Here is a 23924-nt window from a genome sequence, read left to right as displayed (position 1 = left end):
CTAAAATAGGTATGGATGCTAAGTTCTTATAAATCGTTTCAATTGTTGTTTGGAAGATACTGAGGTGATTTAACTGGAGTACAAATCTATTAAACCGAAAAAAATTTACGAAGAAGTATCTGAAGCTATTTTAACAATGATTAAAAATGGTACGTTAAAACCTGGTGACAAGCTACTTCCTGTGCATCAATTAGCTGAGCAGTTTCAAGTTGGCAGATCTGCTGTTCGTGAAGCGTTAAGTGCGCTAAGAGCGATGGGCTTAATTGAAATGAAGCAAGGAGAAGGCACATATGTGAAGAACTTTGATTCTTCTTCATTAACAAAATCATTAAACAATAGATTATTAATGAAGAAAGAAGATATTTTGAATTTATTAGAAGTGCGAAAGGTGCTTGAAGTGGGGGCAGTTCGAGCAGCAGCGGCAAAACGTACGGAAGATAATTTGCAAAATATGAAACATTGGTTAGATGAAATGGCAAAGAGCATTGGAGATGAAAAGGCTGGCGAAAAAGCAGATTTTCAGTTCCATATGGGAATTGCAGAGTCTTCGCATAATAGCATTTTGCTTGAACTCATGAATCATGTTTCAGAGATGATTGCTGAAACGATTGGTGAATCAAGACGCATTATTTTATATGGTGAACAAACGACATCAGAACGACTTATAGAAGAGCATCAAGTTATATATGATGCGGTTTTAAAACAAGATGTAGAATTAGCGCAGCAAGCAATGCTAGAGCATTTAACAAATGTAGAACATATTGTCACAGGTAGAAACGATATAAATTCGTAATTTAATCTTCAAAAAATCTAATTTTCTGATAAAATAGAGAAAGATTAAGTAAGCGTTTTCTTTAGAAAAGGGAGAGGATAGGCCATGGTTGAGCCTATTTCTTCTCTCTTAAGTCATCTGATGACCATATGTCTGTTGGCGAAGTTGTAAAGAGGGGGAGTAATAATTATGAAAGTTACTTTATTTGTTACTTGTTTAGTCGATATGTTTGAAACAAATGTCGGTAAAGCAACAGTTGAAGTATTGGAGCGTTTAGGTTGTGAAATTGAATTTCCGGAAGCACAAGTTTGTTGTGGTCAGCCTGCTTATAATAGCGGCCATGTAGAAGCAGCAAAAGAAGCGATGAAACATATGATTGAAACTTTCGAAGATGCAGAATATATCGTTACGCCATCTGGCTCTTGTGCGACAATGTTTCATGAGTATCCGCATGTTTTTAAAGATGACCCGAAATGGGCTAAACGTGCACAAAAGGTTGCTGATAAAACATATGAATTTACACAATTTATTGTAGATGTTTTAAAAGTGACAGATGTTGGTGCAAGTTTACCAGGAATAGCTACTATTCATAAGTCTTGTCATATGACACGCCTGCTTGGAGTAAAAGAGGCACCAGGAATTTTATTGTCTAATGTAAAAGGATTAACTGTGAGAGAACTGCCAAACGTGCAAAATTGTTGTGGGTTTGGGGGAACGTTTTCAGTTAAGATGACTCCGATTTCTGAGCAAATGGTAGATGAAAAAGTAGATAGTGTAATGGAAACAGGTGCTGATTATTTAATCGGTGCAGATTGTGGGTGTTTGTTAAACATTGGCGGACGTATTGAGCGTTTAGGAAAAGAAGTAAAAGTAATGCATATTGCTGAGGTACTGAATAGTCGCTCATGAAGGGGGAACATAAGCTATGTCTATGAAAATCAGTGAGAAAAAATTTAATGATCGCGTAGGCGATGGAATTCAAGATTCGTTTATGCGTGGAGCAGTATCTTCTGCACAAACGCGTTTATATACGAATCGATTAAAAGCAGCGGACGAATTGGGAAACTGGGAAGAGTGGCGTGAACTAGGTGAACAAATTCGTCAACATACGTTAGAAAATCTTGATTATTACTTAATGCAGTTAAGTGAAAATGTATCAAAAAGAGGCGGCCATGTGTACTTTGCGAAAACGAAAGAGGAAGCAGCAAAGTATATTCAAGACGTCGCGAAAAAGAAACAAGCGAAAAAAGTAGTGAAATCAAAGTCGATGGTAACAGAAGAAATTAGTATGAACCATGCGCTTGAAGAAATTGGTTGTGAAGTGTTAGAAAGTGACTTAGGAGAGTATATCTTGCAAGTAGATAACGATCCACCTTCACATATTATTGCGCCTGCACTTCATAAAAATAGAACGCAAATTCGCGATGTATTTAAAGAAAAACTTGGCTATGAAAATTCTGATGATCCATATGAGATGACAAAGTTTGTTCGTAAACAACTTCGTGAGAAATTTATGGATGCGGAAATTGGTGTGACGGGTTGTAACTTCGCTGTTGCAAATACGGGATCTCTTTGTTTAGTAACGAACGAAGGTAATGCGGATCTTGTTATGTCAATTCCGAAAACACAAATAGCAGTAATGGGTATGGAACGTATGGTTCCGACAATGGAAGAGTTAGATGTTTTAGTTGGTTTACTATGCCGTAGTGCGGTAGGTCAAAAGTTAACAAGTTATGTAACAGTAGCAGGACCAATTCAAGAAGAGGAAGTTGATGGACCTGAAGAGTTCCATTTAGTTGTTGTTGATAATGGTCGTTCTCAAATTCTTGGATCTGAATTCCGTTCAGTATTGCAATGTATTCGTTGCGCAGCTTGTGTAAATGTATGTCCTGTATATCGTCACGTTGGTGGACATTCATATGGATCGATTTACTCAGGACCAATCGGTGCGGTATTAACACCACTTTTAGGTGGATATGATGATTACAAAGAGCTTCCTTATGCATCTAGTTTATGCGGAGCATGTACAGAGGCTTGTCCAGTAAAAATTCCATTACATGATTTATTATTAAAGCATCGCCAAGTAATCGTTGAACAAGAAGGACGTGCGCCACTTGCAGAAAAATTAGCGATGAAAATGTTTAGTATGGGTGCTTCTTCAGCTGCATTATACAAAATGGGCTCAAAAATGGCACCAGCAGCAATGAGTCCATTCACATCTGGTAACCGTGTATCAAAAGGTGTTGGACCACTTAAAAACTGGACGGATATTCGTGAATTCCCAGCGCCAAGTAAAGAAAGATTCCGTGATTGGTATAAAGATCATAAGAAAGGCGGGAATAAATAATGGCAGGATTAATTCAAAACCGTGATTCCTTTCTAGATAACATTGCAAAAGAACTTGGGCGTGCGCGTAAAAGAGAAGGTGTCGAGCGTCCAGTATGGAAAAGTAATGTGAATATAGAAACGTTAAAAGATTATTCACAAGAAGAATTACTAGAAGTATTTAAAAAGCAATGTACAAACATTCATACAACTGTAGTAGAAACGACAAATGACCGTTTGTATGAAGACCTTCAAAAAGTAATCATGGAAAACGGCGGGGGACCTATTTTATTATCAGCAGATGAACGCTTTGATGCATATGGTTTAACATCTTTATTTAAAGAAGAACTTCCAAAGCGAGATATTGAAGTAAACGTATGGGATCCAGAGAGAAAAGACGAAAATATGCGTATAGCTGAAAAAGCGAATATCGGTATTGCATTTAGTGATTATACATTAGCTGAATCTGGTACAATTGTTGTACAAAGTCATAAAGGGCAAGGACGTTCTTTACACTTTTTACCGACTGTATACTTTGCTATTATTCCACGTGAAACACTTGTGCCTCGTATTACGCAAGCAGTTCAGGATATGAACTCACGTGTAGAAAATGGCGAGACAGCGGCATCTTGTATTAACTTTATTACAGGACCTAGTAACTCTGCTGACATTGAAATGAATCTTGTTGTCGGAGTACACGGACCATTAAAAGCGGTATATTTCATCGTATAAAAGAGGGGAAAGCAGGCCAGAAAATGGCCTGCTTTTTTAGTAGAATAAAGGATAATATGAAGTAGAAGTTCTCTCCTTTTTTTGTTATGTTCTTTTGGAAAGGAGAGGAAGGGATGTTCACTTATATATATGCATTGTTAGTGGGTATGGTGTTTGGTTCTTTTTTTATGCTAATCGCAATAAGGGTTCCTTTAGGCGAGTCTATTATTACACCGCGTTCGCATTGTCATTATTGTAAGTATGTACTAAAGCCAAAAGAACTAATTCCAATCATTTCATTTTGTATACAAAGAGGGCGCTGTACGGATTGTAAGAGGGGAATTCCGATTCTGTACGTAGTATTTGAATTTGTAACCGGTACAATATTTTTTCTTACTGTATATATGATTGGAGTAGAACGAGAGCTTCTCATCATTTTATCGCTTTTTTCGTTACTTCTTATTATTTCCGTTACAGATTATATATATATGTTAATTCCTGATCGTATTTTAATTTCGTTTGCTTTTCTGCTTATTTTAGAATGTATTTTTGTACCGTTAGTTACGTGGATAGATAGTATAGTTGGTAGTGGGGTTATACTCTTTTTGTTATATTGTATGCAAAAGATATATCCAGAAGGGCTTGGTGGAGGGGATATAAAATTACTCTCGCTACTTGGATTTATAGTGGGATTGAAAGGGGTTTTTATTATTTTATTTTTAGCGTCTTATTGTAGTCTTTGTTTTTTCGGGATGGGTATTTTATTAAAGCGTATAGAAGCAAGTAAACCAATTCCATTTGGCCCTTTTATTAGTCTTGGAGCAATATGTTATGTATTAATTGTGTATTCAAAATAGAGGGGGATAGAGAATGAATATATATATGGATGATCAAAGAGGTTGTCCGTTTGGATATGTGCCCGCAACTACAGTAGAAACTGCCTTGCAATTTGTTAGGGAGAATGAGGTAAATATTATTTCTCTCGACTTTAATATGGGATGGCGGCAGAGTAATGGATTTGATTTCGTAAATATTTTTTGTAAAGAGGGATTATATGTTAAGGAAATCCACTTTCACACAAATGATGTCATTGGTATGGATAAGATGAAACAAAGAATAGAGGGTGGAAAAGAACAAGGAGAGATTGAAGCAAGTATTATTGTGAAATATGTGGGGAGCTAAAAACTCCAAAGTCTAACTTTGGAGTTTTTAATGTTTCATATGTGCTTGTAAAGGAATAATCTCTTCTTGTTGAGCTGCTGCGATTACAGTCTCTTCCTGTTTAACATCAGGTGTTTTCTTTGTTAAGTAGTGATATACCATACCGACAAATACGGACCCGCCAATAATGTTACCGATTGTAACTGGAATTAAGTTATGAATAGCGCCTGCAAAAGAAATTGTCTCAGGATGTGGTGATACTAAAGATAAAGCAAACAGTGATAAGTTTGCAATGCTATGCTCATAACCAGATAAAAAGAAAGTGAAAACGAGCATCATCATCATTAATATTTTGGCTGTGTCACCTTTCACTTGAGAAGGTAAGAAGCAGGCAAGACAGACAAGCCAGTTACATAAAATTGCTTTAAAGAATAATTGCATTGTAGGTGTATTCATCTTTCCTTCAACTACTTTATTCATTAAATGACCGTGATCAATCGCTTCGAAAATGCCAGTTGCGTAAAATAGTAAGGCAAAGAATAAAGCACCCGCTAAGTTACCTGCATAACATGCAATCCAGTTGCGAAGTGTATCAGAAATCGTTGTTTCTTTTCTTAAAGTTGCTACTGTGAAGTACATTGTATTTCCAGTAAATAATTCAGCACCACCATATATAATAAGTACGAGGGCAATCCCGAAAAACATGGAAGCAGCTAAATAAGTTGCTGGTGAATCTGCAATGTGAAAAAAGTTACCTAATTTAAAACATAGTACAATAATAAAACCGATATAAATGCCCGCAAGTGCAGCACGAATGAAATATTGCATCGGATTTATATCTAGCATTTTCTTTTTGCTCTTAGCCAGTTTGACAACATAATCTAATCCTTGTTCTAGCATGAGTCATACGCTCCTTTAGTAAATCTTCTATAAATACTCCTTATATGAATAAAGTACATGGATTCGTTCACAGTTTCAATAAGTTTGTGCAATGTTTCACAAAAAGGACATACATAAAATAAGAAAGCGATTACAAAAGGTAGTATAATGGAATTTTTTCTAAAAATAGAGAGGGAATTGAAATAAAAAAGAAAAAGCGCTGTAATTACAGCGCTTTTTCGTCTAAATTCTTTTCTACTTTTACTTCTACTTCTTTCGAGAAGAACCAACCGCCAACTGCGATTCCAACTAATACAATCCAGAATGTAAGTTTCCACGGAGTAGATTCTGGGAATGAATGCGGAATTACATTTAATGCAGGGTGTGCTAATGTATAGATTGCTAACTTCACACCAACCCAACCTACAATTAAGAATGCTGCAGTTTCAAGTCCTGGTTTACGTTTTAATATTTGTACGAAAGCAGTTGCTGCAAATCGCATAATGATTAATCCAATAAGTCCACCTACAAAGATAACAACGAATTGCCCAGTATCAAGACTACCAATTGTACCTAGTCCTGTTTTCGGTAAAGTCATTGCTAATGCAACAGCAGCTAAAATTGAATCAACTGCAAAGGCGATATCAGCAACCTCGACTTTAAATACAGTCCACCAAAAATTCTCTTGTTTTTTCTTTGCTTCTTTTTCTTCTGTGTCTTCATCCGTATTCTTTTTAACATACGTTTTAAATAAGTGATTACCAGCGATAAACATAAGGTAAATAGCACCGATTGCTTGCACTTGCCATACATCGACTAAGAACGAAATCATAAATAACGATCCGAATCGGAAAACAAATGCCCCCGCTAATCCGTAAAATAGTGCTTTTTTACGTTTTTCTTCTGGTAAATGTTTAACCATAATTGCAAGAACAAGCGCGTTATCAGCCGCTAAAATCCCCTCAAGTGCAATCAGGATGAGTAATACCCAACCATACTCCAATAATAATGATACATCCATGTACATTCTCCTCTCATTTCTATAAGTACTAAATAAGTGAAGAATTTCCCCACTATTTAGTTTCCCCATACTCCTGCCTATTAACTTTGGAAGAATTTGGTAATGAATACAAAAAAGACCTCTGCCGTTAATAGGCAAAGGTCTTGCTAGACATATGTAATAAAAATGCCAACAAAGCCGGAAGAACTAAGTTCTACGTAATGACGACTTTGTTTCCAAGAAATATTCTTGGACGCTACTCCCCTTTGGAGATATGCTATTGTACTCTCATTATATGGATAATTTATACGGTTGTCAACCTGTTAAAATATCTTCGTTCGGATATTTTATTTTCCGGTTCTTTTTGCGTGCAAATGAAAAAGCCAATGTTAATGGTCCCATTTTTCCAAAAAACATCATAAAGATAATAATAGCTTTTCCAATTATCGTTAAGTGTGGCGTTAAATTCATACTGAGACCGACTGTTCCAAATGCTGAAAATACTTCGAAAGCACTCATCAATAGAGGAACTCGCTCAGTAATACTTAAAATTAAAATAGCAGCAAAGATAAATGAAATGGAAATAATAGTAATGGTCAATGATTTGACAATGAGCGTATCTTTAATGGATTTTTTAAACACAACAATATCATCTTGTTCTTGTAAAAATTTAAATACGCCAAAAAACATAATTAAAAATGTTGTTAACTTAATTCCACCACCAGTTGAAGCACTACCAGCACCAATAAACATAAGAAGCATCATTAATAAAAGGGAAGGTTTTGTTAATGCAGAAATATCAACGGTATTAAATCCGGCAGTGCGCGTTGAAATTGCTTGGAAATAAGCAGCCATTCCTTCTTCAAATGGGGTAAAACCTCTCATAGAAAGAGAATTATGGAACTCGAATATGAAAATAAAAACGGTAGCAATAATATTGACGATTAGAGTAGAAGAGAGCATGAGTTTTGAATGTAATGTAAGGTTTTTAAAGTTCTTTTTTCTTTTTATATCTATAATCACTGTAAAACCGATTCCACCTAAAATTATGAGAGAAGAAATAACGAGATTGACGAGAATACTATGAGAATGGGACATTAAATTATCGCTCCACACAGAAAAACCAGCGTTGTTAAAGGCAGAGATCGAATGAAAAAAACTATAATAGAACCCTTTAGCAATTCCGTATTTTGGTACCCATTCAAAAGAGAGGAGCAAAGTAGCAATACATTCTACTGTAAAAGAGAATAGAAATAATGCTTTGGAAAGACGAATGACACCGCCGATATTCGTTTGATTTAGTGCTTGTTGTAACAAAATGCGATTCTGAAGACCGATTTTTCTGCCAAGCATAATTGCAATTAAAACAGCGAAGCTCATAATGCCAAGACCGCCAACTTGTATAAGTGTTAAAATTACACATTGACCAAATAAGGTAAATACTTTTCCAGTGTCCACAACACCAAGCCCTGTAACTGTACAAGCAGAAACCGTTGTAAATAAGGCATCGAGCCATGAAATAGATGTTGTTGTAGCAATTGGTAGTTTTAATAAGCATGTGCCGACAATTGATAATACAATAAAAGATAAAGTAAGAACACGAGGAGGGCTCATGCTAATATTAATCCGTTTCATCTCACATATCGTTCCTTTCAGTTTGTTCTTACTAGTATGTGAAAAAGCGCTATTATGTATGTTGCAAATAGAAAGAGGCAGAGAATATCTGCCTCTAAGCCATATGTTATAGTATTATCCGCGTAATTGTTGTTGAGCTAAAGCAACAAGACGTTTTGTTACTTCACCGCCAACGGAACCGTTAGAACGAGATGCTGTATCTGAGCCTAAGCTAACACCGAATTCTTGTGCAATTTCATATTTAAATTGTTCAAGTGCTTGTTCTGCACCTGGAACTAGTAATTTGTTTGTTTTTACCATGTTGACACACATCCTTTTGAGTAGTCCAGTTCAGCCAAGTTAAGTACTATCTAAACTGGTAACGTTATTTTATGTGGAAACGATGTACTCATACCCGGAAGTAATCGGTGTGATTAGAAGTTCTTGGATAGAAAAAAGAGTAGCAAATTTGCTACTCTTTTTTCAGTATTGTCGCTGTACCTTCCACGACAATATCATCGGATTGATTGTAGATGTTTGTTTGTAATGTAATGATTTTCTTATCATCCCGTTTTTTAATGACTTCTGCCACTACACGAAGTGTATCGCCGATTTTGACAGGAGCACGGAATGAAACGTTTTGGGATAAATAAATCGTATTTTTTCCTGGGAGTTTCGTTCCAAGAACAGTAGAAATAAAACTTGAAACGAGCATACCGTGAGCAATACGTTCTTTAAACATTGTCGTTTTTGCAAAAGAGTCTAAAATATGAATAGGATTTACATCTCCAGTCAATTTTGCAAAATTGATAACGTCCTCATCCGTAATTGTTTTTGTTAGAGATGCTTGATCACCGACTTGAATCTCATCATAACGAAGCTCCGGAACAGTTTGTGCTTCTTGGAATGGATTCATTTTGTCCTCCTTCTTTTCCATATCGAAAAATGTAAGCCATCTTGATGTAGTAGGAGGAAGAAAGAGTTTTGTTTGTGCTGCAGTTAGTTGCCACATTTTTCTTACTTGATGGAAGTAAATAGATTTTTTGAGTTTTCCTCGAACTGCTTTGCGAGTTCTAGTTGTTTGGACTTGAACTCTCCCAAAAAAACTTCTAACTGTTTTTGAACCTCTTCGCGTTGCGATTGTTGTTGTTCTATAAAGTGTTTTGTTGTTTCTTCAAATTGACCGCTAGTTTGAGTAAGAATAGACAAAGATGTTTTTGTAGGAGAAACAGTAAGTTGATGCATTTGAGTAGAAAGCTCATTCCATTTCCCTTGCCACTCGTTAATTTGATCATTTAAGGAGTTTCCAGTTAATTGCTTCACGTAATCTGTATATTGGTTATTGAACTGAGCTGTGAATTGTTGTAGTTCTTTTTCTAGCTCATTTACTCCTGATGTTAATTTATGCAAAGCGTCTTGTTGTTGTTTTAACGTTTCTAAAGTAAGTTGCTCTAATTGTTTCCCAGCTGAAGAGAAGAGGGAAAGAGATTGAGACCAGTTTTTCCAAAATGCATCGACTAATTCGTATGGTTTAGTTTCCATTGTTTGACCTCCAAATGTTTTTTTGCATATTGTGAACGCAGATTACTCTGCTGTACCACCAGGTGAAGATGAAGAATCCTTTTCATCCTTTTCTGGAGAAGTAGAAAATGGAAAGAATGCATTGGTGTATAACGTGAAAAACGTCCGCAACATATTTTGATAATGTTCAAAAGAAGTCGCACATGTTGATAAATATTGCTCTCCATATTCAGTTAAAGAATAAATTCTTTTTGCTGGCCCTCCATCGCTTGTATCCCAAGTAGAAGAAATAAGGTTTTCTTTTTCTAACTTGCGTAGTGTTCTATAAACATTACCTTGGTCAACAGAAGAAAAGCCGATGTCCATTAGCATTTGAATGAGTTTGTAACCATGAAGACTCCAGTCTTTTAGACAGAGAAGTAAGAAAGGAACTAAGAAGTTTTTTGGCATGGAGTTTGGTTGTTTCGCTTGGTTTTTTTCCAAACTTTCTGGGTGTTCTGGTTCATTATGTAGCATGATTGTGCATCACCTCATGAATCAGTTAGATGGAATTTTTTGCTTATAAGTGCAATTTACACCTATCTGTTTTTAATGTCAATACATTTGTTGGAAAATAAAGAAAAATAAAATATAGACTTGAAGTTTTATTCAGAATATTAGAAAATAGTGAATAGGTTGAATTGTTTCAAAAACAAAAAAGGGAGTGTAGGCGAAGTGATTGATCAAAAATTCGATCCATTGCAAGCATGGAAAAATGCTTATGAACAAACCGAAACATTTTGGGGAAAAGCGCTCAATGAAACAATTAAAACAGAAGAATATTCTGCTTGGATGGGCAGCGTTCTAGACTTGAATTTGTTTTATCAAAAAGCATTAAATGATACGACAAAAAGTTATTTAGAACAAGTGAACGTGCCAACGAAAGAGGATATCGCTAGAGTAGCTACGCTTGTTATTAACTTAGAAAATAAAGTTGATAATATTGAGGAAGTTCTAGAAGAGAAAGTGGATTCGTTAGGACAAGCTCCTACATTAAAGCGTGATGTTACGAAAGTAAAACAAGATATTCGCACGTTAGAAGCGAAAGTTGATCAAATTTTAGAATTGCTAGAAAAGCAAAATGCAGTACTAGCTAAACTACAAGTACCTGTAAAAGAAGAAGTAAAGCCGGCGAACAAGCCAGAAAATAAAAAATGATAATAGCGTTTGTTTACAACGTGTAAAAGAGAGAGGGAGAATCTCGTTTTCACGTATAAACAACGAAACATAATTAATATATGGACTCTATTAGTATGAGTACCAAAATGATTCATAATAATCGTTCACAAATTCATTTAAGGGGGAAAAGAAATGGTTCAATTAAATGGCAAAGTAGCAATCGTAACAGGTGGGGCAAAAGGAATTGGAAAAGCAATTACAGTAGCATTAGCACAAGAGGGAGCAAAAGTAGTTATTAACTATAACAGCAGTAAAGAAGCAGCTGAAAACTTAGTAAATGAACTAGGAAAAGAAGGGCATGACGTTTATGCAGTTCAAGCGGATGTTTCTAAAGTAGAAGATGCAAACCGACTTGTAGAAGAAGCTGTGAATCATTTTGGTAAAGTGGATATTCTTGTTAATAATGCTGGTATTACAAGAGATCGTACATTCAAAAAATTAAATCGTGAAGATTGGGAACGCGTAATTGACGTGAACTTAAGTAGTGTATTTAATACGACAAGTGCGGTACTTCCATACATATCGGAAGCAGAAGAAGGAAGAATCATTAGTATTTCTTCTATTATTGGTCAAGCTGGTGGATTTGGACAAACAAACTACTCAGCAGCAAAAGCAGGTATGCTAGGATTTACAAAATCATTAGCGTTAGAACTTGCAAAAACAAATGTAACTGTAAACGCAATTTGCCCAGGATTTATCGATACTGAAATGGTAGCAGAGGTACCAGAAGAAGTGCGTCAAAAAATCGTTGCGAAAATCCCGAAAAAACGTTTTGGACAAGCTGATGAAATTGCAAAAGGTGTAGTATACCTATGCCGTGACGGTGCGTATATCACTGGTCAGCAATTAAACATTAACGGTGGATTATACATGTAATGAAGTAAGAAAAAAGTGCATATCCATATCAGGAATGCACTTCTTTTTTTAGAAAGAAATCGACCGAAAAGGAGATAGAAAAATGACTACATTCGTAACAGAATGGGAAAAGCAATTGGAGTTGTACCCAGAAGAATATCGCAAAGCATATCGCCGTGTGAAAAGAGCGAGCGAAATTTTATTACGCGAACCAGAACCACAAGTTGGTTTAACACCGAAAGAGGTTATTTGGACGAAGAATAAAACGAAGCTTTATCGTTACATTCCAAAACAAGAAAAAACACAGAGAGTCCCAATCTTATTAATATATGCTCTTATTAATAAGCCATATATTATGGATTTAACTCCTGGAAATAGTTTAGTGGAATATTTAGTAGATCGTGGTTTTGATGTGTATATGCTTGATTGGGGCACATTTGGTTTAGAAGATAGTCATTTGAAATTTGATGATTTCGTGTTCGATTATATTGCAAAAGCAGTGAAAAAAGTAATGCGAACTGCAAAATCGGACGAGATTTCTTTACTTGGTTATTGCATGGGTGGAACGCTAACGTCTATTTATGCGGCACTTCATCCGCATATGCCAATTCGTAACTTAATTTTTATGACAAGTCCTTTCGATTTCTCTGAAACAGGATTATATGGTCCTTTATTAGATGAGAAATATTTCAATTTAGATAAGGCGGTTGATACATTCGGAAATATTCCGCCAGAAATGATTGATTTCGGAAATAAGATGTTAAAACCAATTACGAATTTTGTTGGTCCATACGTTGCTTTAGTTGATCGTTCAGAAAATGAGCGCTTCGTCGAAAGCTGGAAATTAGTTCAAAAGTGGGTTGGCGATGGCATTCCGTTCCCGGGTGAATCATACAGACAGTGGATTCGTGATTTTTATCAAAATAATAAATTGGTTAAAGGTGAACTCGTTATTCGTGGACAAAAGGTAGACCTTGCAAATATTAAGGCGAATGTCTTAAATATTTCCGGGAAACGTGATCATATCGCTCTGCCATGTCAAGTGGAAGCTTTACTAGATCATATTTCTAGCACAGATAAACAATATGTATGTTTACCAACAGGGCATATGTCTATCGTTTACGGTGGAACAGCTGTAAAACAAACATATCCGACGATTGGAAATTGGCTTGAAGAGCGTTCCAATTAAAAATAAAAAATCCAACTAGCGTTGTGTTAGTTGGATTTTTTTATGGGAAATAACAAAACATAGAAAGGAGAAATTTACATTTTAGGAGTATAATTATGAAGCTTATGACTGGTAAGTTGTTTTGGAATAGAGGGGTTTCTGTACCTTGTTATCCAACGTTAGAAAATGATATGATATGTGATGTGCTCGTAGTCGGAAGTGGCGAAGCGGGTGCTCATATAGCGTATTCATTAGCGAAGATAGGAATGCGTGTTACGCTCATTGAAAAAAGAGCAATTGCATGTGGTAGCACAGCTGCCAATACAGGTTTATTACAATTTCTTCATGATAAATCGTTAACCTCTCTTATTCATACATTTGGGAAAGTAAAAGGGGTACGAGCATATAGGCTTTGTTATGAAGCCCTTAGAACAATGGAGAAGGTTGTACCGACTCTCGATATTGATCCCCATTTTATTCCGCGAAATAGTTTGTATTATGCGAGTAGAGATGAGGATATTTCATTTTTACAAGAAGAATATAATACGTTACGCTATTATGAATTTCCGGTTGAATATTTTACAGAGTCTGATATTAAGAAACGTTATTCATTTGCAAAACAAGCAGCATTATATACAAGCGGTGACGCAGAAGTGAATCCATATTTGTTAGCACATAGTCTTTTGCATAAAGCAAAGCAAATGGGTGCTACTATATATGAACATACAGAGGCAATACATATTAAACAAATTCAAAATGATTTAATTTGTTACACAAAAACAGGAAATAAAATAGCAGCAAAGAATATTATTATGGCGACAGGTTATGAAGCGCTTTTTGGAAAGAAAGAAAAAAATACAACAGTAGAAACGTCTTATGCAGTTGTTACAAATAAGATAGATCAGTTCGAAGGTTGGCATGAGAAATCATTAATTTGGGAAACGGCACGGCCTTACCTATATTTTCGAACGTATCAAAACCGCATTATTGTAGGCGGATTAGATGAGGCGTTGAAAATTCAAAATATCGGCGATACGAAATTATTGCATAAGCGTGATATCCTTATTAATATTGTAAAAGAAATGTTCCCGCAGTTTAATAATATACAGGCAGAGTATTATTGGGCAGCAGCATTTGGTGGTAGTCATGATGGTCTCCCCATTTTAAAAGAAGATAAAAAGATACATAATTTATATTACGCACTGCCATATGGGGGAAATGGAACTGTATACGGAATGGTATTTGCAAAACTATTTCAGCAGTTATTTACAAATAAAGAAAGTGATGATTTTTCTTTATTTAATCGATAGAAAAAAGGTAGCGAAGTGATGGAATGAGAGATATAAAAAAGTTTTTACAAAAATTACGTCCCGTACAACTTATTGTTTTGTTTTATTTATTAGCAGTAGTCGTATCGGTAATATTACTTAGTTTACCATTTGTTACGAAGGATGGTGTGAAATGGACATTTATCGATGCCCTATTTACATCTGTTAGTGCGGTAAGTGTTACAGGACTTTCAGTTGTTACGATTTCAGATACGTTTACAACAGCAGGAATTATTGTATTAGCTCTAATTTTACAATTAGGCGGATTAGGCATCATGGCACTTGGCACATTCGTTTGGATTATAACGGGTAAAAAGATTGGTTTGCAGCGAAGAAGATTAATTATGGCAGACCATAATCAAGGAAATTTATCGGGTCTTGTAGAATTAATGCGTTCTATTTTAATTGTAATTATTTCGATAGAAATCATTGGAGCAATCCTGTTAGGTACAAGATTTTTACTGTACTTTCCGACTTGGCAAGAAGCTTATTTTCACGGTTTCTTTGCCGCTGTTAGTGCAACGACGAACGGTGGATTCGATTTAACAGGGCAATCGCTAATCCCGTACAAAAAAGATTATATCGTTCAAATGATTCATATGTTACTCATTATTTTAGGGGCGATTGGCTTCCCTGTGTTAATGGAAGTGAAGCAATTTCTTAGTAAGAAGAGAGAACAACTTTTTCGTTTTTCGTTATTTACAAAATTGACGACAACAACATTTTTTGCACTTGTTGTTGTTGGAACCATCATGATTTTTTTTCTAGAACGAAATCATTTTTTAGTAGGAAAGTCATGGCATGAAACGGTTTTCTATACGTTATTCCAATCTGTGACGACGCGAAGCGGTGGACTCGCTACAATGGATATACGTGAATTGTCACAACCAACGCTTTTATTTATGAGTATATTAATGTTTATTGGAGCATCTCCAAGTTCGGTTGGGGGCGGGATACGTACGACAACATTTGCGGTTAGTATATTATCGTTATATACATTTGCAAGGGGCGGTAGAACGGTTCGAGTCTTTAAACGACAGCTACATGAAGAGGATGTATTAAAAGCATCTGTCGTTATGACGATGGGGATATTATTATGTGCCACGGCACTATTTATTTTATCCATTACGGAAAATGTACCGCTTATGAGCTTGATCGTTGAAGTTTGTTCTGCTTTCGGGACGACAGGTTTATCGACAGGTATTACGCCAGATTTAACAACTGTGGGTAAACTTGTACTTATTGTACTTATGTTTATCGGACGCGTCGGTATTTTAACATTTATATTAGCTAGTGGTGGAAGAGAACAACCACCTCGCTATAAATATCCGAAAGAAAGAATTATTATTGGATAGTATGAAACCATTCTACCTGCGTTAGGTAGAATGGTTTTTTTAATCGTTAATTCCGAATTGGGGATGCATAAAAGCGTCGTTTTTATTATCAACTTCTTTTTTAAGTAATTCTTGATTTTCTTCTGCAATCCACCCGATATCATTTGTAGGATGGATCCATTCATCCCCAGCCATAATGGCAGGGTCTACCTCATCACTCCAATTGTTTAAGGGGCTGTTCTCGGAATTGTATTTACTGTCTCCAATTACAACATCATATTGATTTACAAAAGGTTGTTGCATCTTTTTTCCTGTTCCTTTAAAAGAAGGGAAGTTCATTTGATGAGGGAGCGTCTCGTCTAAAATTGGCGATTGGATTGTTTCTTTCTCTTTCAAAGTAATCGCTCCTTTTTGTAAAGGTTTGTTCGTATGTAGTATTTCCATCTATAAGCTCTTATGTACTTGTTAACACTTACCAGTAATAGTTATTTCAGATTGCTCCAAACTAGAGTAGAAAGTAATTTCTTGAGAGCAGGTGAACGTATTGGTAAAAAGAAAAGTGAAACAAAATGCAGCAATTAACAATAATAAAACTCCGAAAGAAAGCTTACCAGATGCAGAATTTGCATTAGAGTATGAAGGAGAAAACAGTGCAAAGTATGCAAATCGAAATTCAAAAAAAGGTAAACAAAAATGAGGCGTTTTTTACAAACGCCTCGTTTTTTTGTGGGATTATAAAGGTTTTTTAAATTATTTGTAAATTTAATATTTTCTATTAGCAGAAAAATGTGAAAAAACATAGAAGTAGCAACGTATTACACAAAAACAAACAACAAACAAAAGATTAATGTTGGTTTAATACTGCTTTTACACTAATTGTTTATATTTGAGTTGTACATAAGATTTGTAAAAGGAGAGAGAGACAGTGAAAAAAACAATCTTTAAAGCTGTAGCAACTGGAATGGTATTTTCGTTATTAATGGGGTGTGGTGCAAAGAAAGAAGAAAGTGCTGGAGCAAAAGTGAAAGATGATAAATTATCTGGATCGTTAACTGTTTATACAGCGATTGAAGAAGAGCTTGTACCGATTTATCTTGATTCTTTCAAAAAGAAATACCCGGATGTGAAGTTGAACATTGTTCGTGATTCAACAGGAGTTATTACAGCGAAATTGCTAGCTGAAGGAAAAAATACACAAGCAGATGTTGTGTGGGGAACTGCGGCGTCTAGTCTATTAGCTTTAGAGAAAAAAGATATGTTAAAAGAATACTCTCCAAAAGGAGCGGATCGTGTCCTTCCGCAATTTAAAGATGATAAGAAACCTGAAAAATGGGTAGGTAATACTGCGTTTATGACGGGGATTGCTGTAAATAAAGAAGAATTAAAGAAGAAAAATTTACCGATGCCAGAATCATATGAAGATTTAACGAAACCAGAATATAAAGGAACACTTGTTATGCCACATCCAGCTTCTTCTGGAACAGGATTTTTAACAGTTTCTGCATGGTTGCAAATTATGGGTGAAGATAAGGGCTGGGATTACATGAAAAAACTTCATGATAATATGGCATCTTATACGCATTCCGGTTCAAAACCAGCGAAATTAGCAGGTGCAGGTGAATATCCAGTTGGTGTGTCAATGGTTTATAGCGCTTTAAAAGAGAAACAAAAAGGTGCACCAGTTGAAGTTGTACTGCCGAAAGAAGGACTAGGCTGGGAAGTAGAAGCGAATGCACTTATTAAGAAAGATAATGCGAAAAATGATAAATTAGCACAAGCGTTTTTAGACTGGGCAATTACAGATGATGTAATGAAGTTATACTTCGAGAAAAATGGATTTGCGACAATTAAAAATAACTATAAACTTCCAGATGGATTCCCGAAAGATGTGACAGAAAAGTTATACAAAAAGAATGACTTTAAATGGGCAGCAGAAAATCGCGACAAAATTTTAGAGCGTTGGGAAAAAGAGTTTGGTCAAAAAGCAGAACCGAAAAAGTAAGTGAGTGGGAGAGAGAAAAATGAGCGAATATTTATCAATTCAACACATTCAAAAACAGTTTGATACATTTACAGCGTTAAAAGATATTTCTTTTACAGTGAAAAAAAATGAGTTTGTTTGTTTATTAGGCCCGAGTGGTTGTGGGAAAACGACGTTGCTTCGCATTTTAGCAGGGTTAGAAGAAGCGACAACAGGTAGTATAGCTGTGAATGGAAAAGATATTACAGCATTGCCGCCTGGTAAGCGGAACTTCGGAATGGTTTTTCAATCGTATGCATTATTTCCGAATTTAACGGCGCTTGAAAACATTGAATACGGCTTAAAGACAAAAAAATATGAAAAAGCAGAAGTAAAAGAGAAAGCGCTATTGGCGTTAGAACTTGTTGACTTACTGAATGTAAAAGATAAATATCCTGCTCAAATATCTGGTGGACAACAGCAGCGAGTAGCACTTGCACGTGCGCTCGCTCTGTCTCCCGATATTTTGTTACTAGATGAGCCGTTATCTGCTTTAGATGCAAAAGTGCGTGAAAAGTTGCGTAGAGAAATGCGTGATTTGCAAGAAAAAGTCGGAGTAACAACTATTATGGTAACGCATGATCAAGAAGAGGCATTAACGATGGCTGATAAAATTGTTGTAATGAATCATGCGGAAATTATGCAGATTGGAACACCAGAGGAGATTTACCAAAGACCAGCCAATCCGTTTGTGGCAGATTTTATTGGTTCTATTAATTTCTTTTCGAAAAATAATGAAGAACACGCAATTCGTCCTGAACATGTAACAGTTGTGCACAATAATGGTATGAAAACTGTTGTAGAAAGCATGGAATTCCGGGGGGCTGTATACCGGACGGAAGTGCGGGTCATAGAAGAGAAAACACACCTTTATAACGAGAAAATCGTAGTGGATATATTGGCATCAGAAGTAGAAGCAACTTCTATTAGGAAAGGAAAGCAAATTCAAATCTCTTTCTCAGAAAATCATATGTTGTCATATGGAAAGAAGGTCATTGTATAGATGGAGATGTTAGAAAATTATCAGGTAGAAAATACGAAAAAAAAGATTAAGAGACGTATCGGTAAAGAAGAGTGGATACAGAGACTAGTAATTATCGGTATGCTTCTTTCATTTCTTATCATACTTGTATTGCCTTTATTACAATTGTTTACACAAGCCTTTTACGATAAAGATGGAGCTTTCGTTGGTGTTGCGAATTTCAGTAAATATTTCACAACATCAACTTTAGTTCAATCATTACAAAATACGATATGGATTTCGGGCGCGACAACAATTATTTCCGTTACACTCGCTTTCATTTACGCATATGCGATCGCTCGTACGAATGTTTTTGGAAAGCGCATATTTCAGTACGTAGCGTTATTACCATTATTCGCGCCAACGATGATGCACGGTATAGCACTTACATATTTATTTGGTAATCAAGGGCTAGTAACGAAAGGAATGTTTGGTTTATTTGAAGGTATACAAATCCCTTTATATGGACCGGTAGGAATTGTAATGGCTGAAGTTATGTATACATTTCCGCAAGCATTCCTTATTTTATTAATTGCTTTTCAAGGATCTGACTATCGTTTATATGAAGCTTCTAATATGTTAGGAGCGAGTAAAACAAAGCAGTTTCTTACTGTTACTTTACCTAGTGTAAAGTACGGATTAATTAGTGCAATGTTCGTTGTATTTACACTTAGTTTCACTGATTTTGGGGCGCCAAAAATTGTAGGAGGACAATATAATGTGCTTGCTACTGACGTATATAAACAAGTAATTGGACAGCAAAATATGCCAATGGGGGCAACTGTCGGAATGATTTTATTAATCCCAGCTATCTTTGCTTTTGCAGTTGATCGTATTACGCAAAGAAAACAGGCGAATTTTTTATCTTCAAAAGCAGTACCTTACAGAATAATAAATAATAAGAAAAGAGATGTTATTTCGTTCGTATATTGTAGCGTAATAACGCTTATGATTATTCTTTTATTCGTTGCAGTTGGTATTGCTGCAAGTGTAAAAGTATGGCCGTATAATATGAGTTTTACATTTGAGCATTTTAATTTTTCAAGTTTAACGGGAGATGGACTTGAAGCGTTTAAAAATAGTGTAATTGTTTCAGCGGTTACAGCGGTTATTGGGGCAATTTTAACATTTGTGTTCGCGTATGCAATTGAGAAAATAGACCAGCTACAATTTTTCCGAAAAACAGGTTACTTTTTCTCTATCGTACCTTTAGCAATACCAGGTTTAGTACTTGGGTTAGGCTACGTTTTCTTCTTTAGTCAACCAACAATACAAATATTTGGACTTTCCGTAACGAACCCGTTTCATTCTCTATACGGAACAATTGCTGTGTTAGTACTAGTTAATATCATTCATTTTTATTCTGTAACATTTGTTACGGCAACGACAGCTTTAAAGAAATTAGATCGAGAGTTTGAACTAGTTTCACAGTCGATGGGGATCCCGTTTTATAAAACATTCTTTCGAGTTACGGTACCGATGTGTCTACCAGCCATTTTAGAAATGGTAATGTACTATTTCGTAAATTCCATGGTGACTGTCTCGGCAGTTGTATTCCTATACGCAGCTGATTTTAAACTAGCTGCTGTGTCAATTGTAAATATGGATGATGCAGGAAATGTGGCACCAGCAGCTGCGATGAGTGTACTTGTTGTTGTTACTAATATTGTAGTAAGAGTTGTATATGAATGGGGAACGAAAGCACTTCGTAACCGAACGTCAAAATGGCAACAAGGATAAAGTGAAACTTTAATCAGTGGGGGCATCCCCCGCTGATTAATAGTTGAACCAATCGGACTTTTAAGGCAGCATGATTCCCGCCTAACTTCTTTACGAGGGGGAGTCTTACTGCCTGGCGAACAGCGAGATAAATAAGAAGGGTGATGGATAGAATGAAAATAGAAGCAGTTATTTTTGATTGGGCAGGTACGACAGTTGATTACGGATGTTTTGCACCACTGGAAGTATTCATGAAAATTTTTCATAAACGTGGTGTTGAAGTTACAGCAGAAGAAGCACGTAAGCCAATGGGATTATTAAAAATAGATCATGTAAGAGCACTAACAGAAATGCCTCGTATTGCGAATGAGTGGAAGCGTGTTTTCGGACAATTACCAACAGAAGCAGACATTCATGAGATGTATAAAGAATTTGAAGAAATTCTCTTTGCTATTCTGCCAAACTATGCCACGCCAATTGATGGGATAAGAGAAGTGATGGCTTCATTACGTAAAAGAGGCATTAAAATTGGCTCAACAACTGGCTATACGAGAGAAATGATGGATATTGTTGCAAAAGAAGCAAAATTACAAGGGTATAAACCTGATTTTCTTGTGACGCCAGATGATGTTCCAGCAGGTCGTCCGTACCCGTGGATGTGTTATAAAAATGCGATGGAACTTGGTGTGTATCCGATGAATCATATGATAAAAGTGGGAGACACGGTGTCAGATATGAACGAGGGCAGAAATGCTGGGATGTGGACTGTTGGCGTAATTCTCGGTAGTAGCGAGCTCGGCTTAAGCGAGTGGGAAGTTGAAACTATGGATCCGGTAGAACTTCATGAAAAGATGGAAGCAGTTCGTAATCGTTTCGTTGAAAATGGAGCTCATTTTACGATTGAAACGATGCAAGAACTCGAGAACGTAATTGAACATATCGAGAAACAAGAACTTATTATTTCATAAAAGGGGCAAAGGATCATGAATGGAAATCACTACTTATTATTAACGCCAGGACCATTGACGACAACAAAAACGGTAAAAGAAGTTATGCTATACGATTGGTGTACATGGGATGTTGAATATAACACAATGGTGCAAGATGTAAGAGCTAAACTTGTATCGTTAGCAACGAAAGAAGAAGAGAAATATACAACGGTTTTAATGCAAGGAAGCGGTACGTTTTCAGTTGAAGCAGTGATTGGTTCTGTCGTTCCTAAAAATGGAAAGCTTCTTGTTTGTGCAAATGGTGCATACGGTAAGAGGATTGTGCAAATGGCAGAGATGTTACATATAAATGTGGTCGTGAGTCAAACAGAAGAGTGGGAACCTACTAATATTGCAGAAGTAGAAAAGTTATTGCAAGAAGATAAAGAGATTACTCATATTGCAGTAGTTCATTGTGAAACAACTACAGGTATTATTAATCCAATTGTAGATGTATGTAAATTAGGAAAGCGATACGAGAAGGTTACAATTGTTGATGCAATGAGTAGTTTCGGCGGGATTGAAATAGACATTGCTGATTTGCAAATTGATTTTTTAATTAGTAGTGCGAATAAATGTATTCAAGGTGTTCCTGGATTTGGTTTTGTTATCGCAAATCGTGAGGAATTACTAAAGTGTAAAGGGCAAGCACGCTCTTTATCTCTTGATTTATATGATCAATGGGAAACGATGGAAGAGCAAGATGGGAAATGGCGTTTTACTTCACCTACGCATGTTGTACACGCTTTTTATCAAGCCTTGCTTGAACTAGAAAAAGAGGGCGGAGTAAGAGCACGTTGCAATCGATATTATAACAATCAAAAATTATTGGTCAACAGAATGAAAGAAATTGGATTTAAGTCATTAGTAGATGAAAAATATCAATCTCCTATTATTACATCGTTTATTTACCCAGAGGGATTTGAATTTCAGGAGTTATATAACGAGTTAAAGAAGTATGGATTTGTAATTTATCCAGGGAAAATTTCGAAAGTAGATACGTTCCGTATTGGAAATATCGGTGATGTACATGAGGAAGATATAAATCGTTTAGTTGATAGTATCGCCAAAGGAGTTGTTATAGGTTGAAAGTATTTTGCTTAGGTGGAGCAGGTAAAATTTGTCGTGAAGCGATTTTGGATTTAGTTCAATTTTCATCTTTTGAGACGATCACAGTAGCCGATTTTAACGAAGAAGAAGGTCGTAAAGTAGTAGAATGGCTCAACGATCCTCGTGTTGATTTTGTGAAAGTCGATGTGACAAATCATGAGGATACAGTTGCAAAAATGAAAGGCTATGACATTGTAATGGATGGTACGACGATAAAGTTAAATGGATTGTCTACTCGTTGTATTGCGGAAGCTGGGTGTCACGGTGTGAATTTGAATGGATTTGGTGAAGAAAATGAATCACATGCTATATTTGTTCAAAATGAAAAAACATGTTTACCCGGATTTGGTATGACACCAGGTGTAACGCAAATGATGGCCATGCATGCAGCAAATCAGCTAGATACTGTAGAGTATGTTCGTGTAAGTCACGGTTCGTATCGTCCAATTGCTTTTTCTGCATCAATTACAGAAACAACGACATATGAATATGATCCAAATTTACCATCGCGTACAGTATATGAAGATGGTAAGTTTAAGCAAGTACCTCCTTTTGCGCGACCAAGAGAAATTGAATTGCCAGCGCCTTATGGTAAAACAATGCAGTATATCATTCCGCATTCTGAAACGATTACGTTAGCAAAGGCACTAGAAAATAAAGGTGTCAAACTGATAGAGACGAGAGGAACTTGGCCAAAGAAAAATATGCAGCTCGTACGTGCTTTATATGATTACGGCATATTGCGTAATGATCAAATTGAAATAAACGGGAAAGAAATTGGCATTATGGATTGTATTTCGCAGTATTTATTACAATCGAAAGAAGGTCAAGAGACGGAAGTATACGGTTATGCACTTCATGTAGAAGTAGTAGGTATGAAAAATAATGAGAAACAGAGACATGTATTATATCATACACATCCGTTATCTGATGGATCTATTGTAGGATGGGAAAATTTAAGAGCTTATACGAGAAACGTCGGTATTCCATTTGGAATTGCTACCGAGTTAATTGCAAATGGGAATGTAAATAAAATGGGTGTTGTTACGCCTGAAGAAGCTTTCGAAAACCCACAACTTGTTTTTGATGAACTAGAAAAGCGCGGCATTTATATTCATGAAGAGGTTTCTACTTACAAAGAAAATTATAATTTTGTATAAGCAAGGAACTTTATGAGGT

26 protein-coding genes and 1 riboswitch are annotated in these 23924 nt (G+C 36.0%); of the genes, 18 read left to right on the top strand and 8 right to left on the bottom strand.

The window, feature by feature from the left end; translation table 11 throughout:
- The first annotated feature begins 136 nt into the window (after positions 1 to 136).
- The 6 genes from A6J74_RS10345 to A6J74_RS10320 all read left to right on the top strand — a co-directional run bounded on the left by A6J74_RS10345 (position 137) and on the right by A6J74_RS10320 (position 4990).
- On the top strand, positions 137 to 793 hold the full coding sequence (locus A6J74_RS10345; protein WP_000594444.1) for a FadR/GntR family transcriptional regulator: 657 nt from the start codon (positions 137 to 139) through the stop codon (positions 791 to 793).
- A 168-nt stretch (positions 794 to 961) separates the two neighbouring features.
- Complete coding sequence (locus tag A6J74_RS10340) at positions 962 to 1681, top strand: (Fe-S)-binding protein (protein ID WP_000869145.1); 720 nt, start codon at positions 962 to 964, stop codon at positions 1679 to 1681.
- 16 nt (positions 1682 to 1697) lie between these two features.
- Entirely contained in the window at positions 1698 to 3119 is a 1422-nt protein-coding gene (locus A6J74_RS10335) for a LutB/LldF family L-lactate oxidation iron-sulfur protein (RefSeq protein WP_000061931.1), read from the top strand.
- A complete protein-coding gene (locus A6J74_RS10330; protein WP_000907756.1) occupies positions 3119 to 3829 on the top strand; it encodes a LutC/YkgG family protein in 711 nt (236 codons plus the stop codon). The genes A6J74_RS10335 and A6J74_RS10330 overlap by 1 nt, the downstream gene beginning before the upstream one ends.
- An 86-nt stretch (positions 3830 to 3915) precedes the next feature.
- Positions 3916 to 4665, top strand: a complete 750-nt coding sequence (locus A6J74_RS10325; RefSeq protein WP_105299438.1) for a prepilin peptidase — start codon at positions 3916 to 3918, stop codon at positions 4663 to 4665.
- A gap of 13 nt (positions 4666 to 4678) precedes the next feature.
- Positions 4679 to 4990, top strand: a complete 312-nt coding sequence (locus tag A6J74_RS10320) for a cyclic-phosphate processing receiver domain-containing protein (RefSeq protein ID WP_001028942.1) — start codon at positions 4679 to 4681, stop codon at positions 4988 to 4990.
- A 27-nt stretch (positions 4991 to 5017) separates the two neighbouring features.
- Here the strand turns inward: A6J74_RS10320 and A6J74_RS10315 are convergent, their stop codons facing one another.
- The 7 genes from A6J74_RS10315 to phaQ all read right to left on the bottom strand — a co-directional run bounded on the left by A6J74_RS10315 (position 5018) and on the right by phaQ (position 10499).
- Positions 5018 to 5869 (bottom strand): formate/nitrite transporter family protein, encoded by an 852-nt coding sequence (locus A6J74_RS10315; RefSeq protein WP_000893032.1) that lies wholly within the window; start codon positions 5867 to 5869, stop codon positions 5018 to 5020.
- A gap of 205 nt (positions 5870 to 6074) precedes the next feature.
- Positions 6075 to 6869 (bottom strand): TerC family protein, encoded by a 795-nt coding sequence (locus A6J74_RS10310; RefSeq protein ID WP_000383309.1) that lies wholly within the window; start codon positions 6867 to 6869, stop codon positions 6075 to 6077.
- Between the two features lie 90 nt (positions 6870 to 6959).
- Positions 6960 to 7125: riboswitch (yybP-ykoY riboswitch) on the bottom strand.
- Positions 7126 to 7163: 38 nt separating this feature from the next.
- Positions 7164 to 8483: a TrkH family potassium uptake protein gene (locus A6J74_RS10305; RefSeq protein WP_000822353.1), complete on the bottom strand. Its 1320-nt coding sequence runs from the start codon at positions 8481 to 8483 to the stop codon at positions 7164 to 7166.
- Positions 8484 to 8597: 114 nt separating this feature from the next.
- On the bottom strand, positions 8598 to 8783 hold the full coding sequence (locus A6J74_RS10300; protein ID WP_000241211.1) for an alpha/beta-type small acid-soluble spore protein: 186 nt from the start codon (positions 8781 to 8783) through the stop codon (positions 8598 to 8600).
- Positions 8784 to 8934: 151 nt separating this feature from the next.
- Entirely contained in the window at positions 8935 to 9378 is a 444-nt protein-coding gene (locus tag A6J74_RS10295) for a MaoC family dehydratase (RefSeq protein WP_001067920.1), read from the bottom strand.
- Positions 9379 to 9479: 101 nt separating this feature from the next.
- Positions 9480 to 10004, bottom strand: coding sequence for a polyhydroxyalkanoic acid inclusion protein PhaP (phaP, locus tag A6J74_RS10290; protein WP_000448600.1), 525 nt, complete (start codon positions 10002 to 10004; stop codon positions 9480 to 9482).
- A 42-nt stretch (positions 10005 to 10046) separates the two neighbouring features.
- Positions 10047 to 10499 carry a poly-beta-hydroxybutyrate-responsive repressor gene (gene phaQ, locus A6J74_RS10285; protein ID WP_000903016.1) on the bottom strand — a complete coding sequence of 151 codons (453 nt, stop codon included), beginning with the start codon at positions 10497 to 10499 and terminating at the stop codon, positions 10047 to 10049.
- 198 nt (positions 10500 to 10697) lie between these two features.
- On the opposite strand from phaQ, the gene phaR reads away from it, so the two are divergent.
- The 5 genes from phaR to A6J74_RS10260 all read left to right on the top strand — a co-directional run bounded on the left by phaR (position 10698) and on the right by A6J74_RS10260 (position 15907).
- Positions 10698 to 11180 carry a polyhydroxyalkanoic acid synthase subunit PhaR gene (phaR, locus tag A6J74_RS10280; protein ID WP_000566959.1) on the top strand — a complete coding sequence of 161 codons (483 nt, stop codon included), beginning with the start codon at positions 10698 to 10700 and terminating at the stop codon, positions 11178 to 11180.
- A gap of 153 nt (positions 11181 to 11333) precedes the next feature.
- The gene (locus A6J74_RS10275) at positions 11334 to 12077 is read left to right on the top strand and encodes an acetoacetyl-CoA reductase (RefSeq protein WP_000250411.1); all 744 of its coding nucleotides are present in this window, start codon (positions 11334 to 11336) and stop codon (positions 12075 to 12077) included.
- 82 nt (positions 12078 to 12159) lie between these two features.
- A complete protein-coding gene (phaC, locus tag A6J74_RS10270) occupies positions 12160 to 13245 on the top strand; it encodes a class III poly(R)-hydroxyalkanoic acid synthase subunit PhaC (protein WP_000206839.1) in 1086 nt (361 codons plus the stop codon).
- Between the two features lie 95 nt (positions 13246 to 13340).
- Complete coding sequence (locus A6J74_RS10265) at positions 13341 to 14534, top strand: NAD(P)/FAD-dependent oxidoreductase (RefSeq protein ID WP_000772553.1); 1194 nt, start codon at positions 13341 to 13343, stop codon at positions 14532 to 14534.
- 23 nt (positions 14535 to 14557) lie between these two features.
- Positions 14558 to 15907: a TrkH family potassium uptake protein gene (locus A6J74_RS10260; protein ID WP_080609480.1), complete on the top strand. Its 1350-nt coding sequence runs from the start codon at positions 14558 to 14560 to the stop codon at positions 15905 to 15907.
- Between the two features lie 39 nt (positions 15908 to 15946).
- On the opposite strand, the gene A6J74_RS10255 is transcribed toward A6J74_RS10260, so the two are convergent.
- Positions 15947 to 16330 (bottom strand): DUF3905 domain-containing protein, encoded by a 384-nt coding sequence (locus tag A6J74_RS10255; RefSeq protein ID WP_000404293.1) that lies wholly within the window; start codon positions 16328 to 16330, stop codon positions 15947 to 15949.
- Positions 16331 to 16430: 100 nt separating this feature from the next.
- Here A6J74_RS10255 and A6J74_RS30010 point away from each other — a divergent pair, with 100 nt between their 5' ends.
- The 7 genes from A6J74_RS30010 to A6J74_RS10215 all read left to right on the top strand — a co-directional run bounded on the left by A6J74_RS30010 (position 16431) and on the right by A6J74_RS10215 (position 23905).
- On the top strand, positions 16431 to 16583 hold the full coding sequence (locus A6J74_RS30010) for a hypothetical protein (protein WP_000240799.1): 153 nt from the start codon (positions 16431 to 16433) through the stop codon (positions 16581 to 16583).
- A gap of 228 nt (positions 16584 to 16811) precedes the next feature.
- Entirely contained in the window at positions 16812 to 17888 is a 1077-nt protein-coding gene (locus tag A6J74_RS10240; RefSeq protein WP_000750904.1) for a putative 2-aminoethylphosphonate ABC transporter substrate-binding protein, read from the top strand.
- 19 nt (positions 17889 to 17907) lie between these two features.
- A complete protein-coding gene (locus A6J74_RS10235) occupies positions 17908 to 18909 on the top strand; it encodes a putative 2-aminoethylphosphonate ABC transporter ATP-binding protein (protein WP_000006203.1) in 1002 nt (333 codons plus the stop codon).
- On the top strand, positions 18910 to 20667 hold the full coding sequence (locus tag A6J74_RS10230) for a putative 2-aminoethylphosphonate ABC transporter permease subunit (RefSeq protein WP_000425538.1): 1758 nt from the start codon (positions 18910 to 18912) through the stop codon (positions 20665 to 20667).
- A 152-nt stretch (positions 20668 to 20819) separates the two neighbouring features.
- Positions 20820 to 21614, top strand: coding sequence for a phosphonoacetaldehyde hydrolase (gene phnX, locus A6J74_RS10225; protein WP_000687388.1), 795 nt, complete (start codon positions 20820 to 20822; stop codon positions 21612 to 21614).
- A gap of 15 nt (positions 21615 to 21629) precedes the next feature.
- Positions 21630 to 22724 (top strand): 2-aminoethylphosphonate--pyruvate transaminase, encoded by a 1095-nt coding sequence (gene phnW / locus A6J74_RS10220; RefSeq protein WP_001014011.1) that lies wholly within the window; start codon positions 21630 to 21632, stop codon positions 22722 to 22724.
- Positions 22721 to 23905, top strand: a complete 1185-nt coding sequence (locus A6J74_RS10215) for a saccharopine dehydrogenase family protein (protein WP_000862167.1) — start codon at positions 22721 to 22723, stop codon at positions 23903 to 23905. The genes phnW and A6J74_RS10215 overlap by 4 nt, the downstream gene beginning before the upstream one ends.
- Positions 23906 to 23924 lie beyond the last annotated feature (19 nt).

This window comes from Bacillus sp. FDAARGOS_235, from assembly GCF_002073415.2.
Classification (GTDB): Bacteria; Bacillota; Bacilli; order Bacillales; family Bacillaceae_G; genus Bacillus_A; species Bacillus_A toyonensis.
The sequence above is the reverse complement of the archived record's forward strand: the minus strand, read 5'-3'. Positions and strand labels throughout refer to the sequence as shown.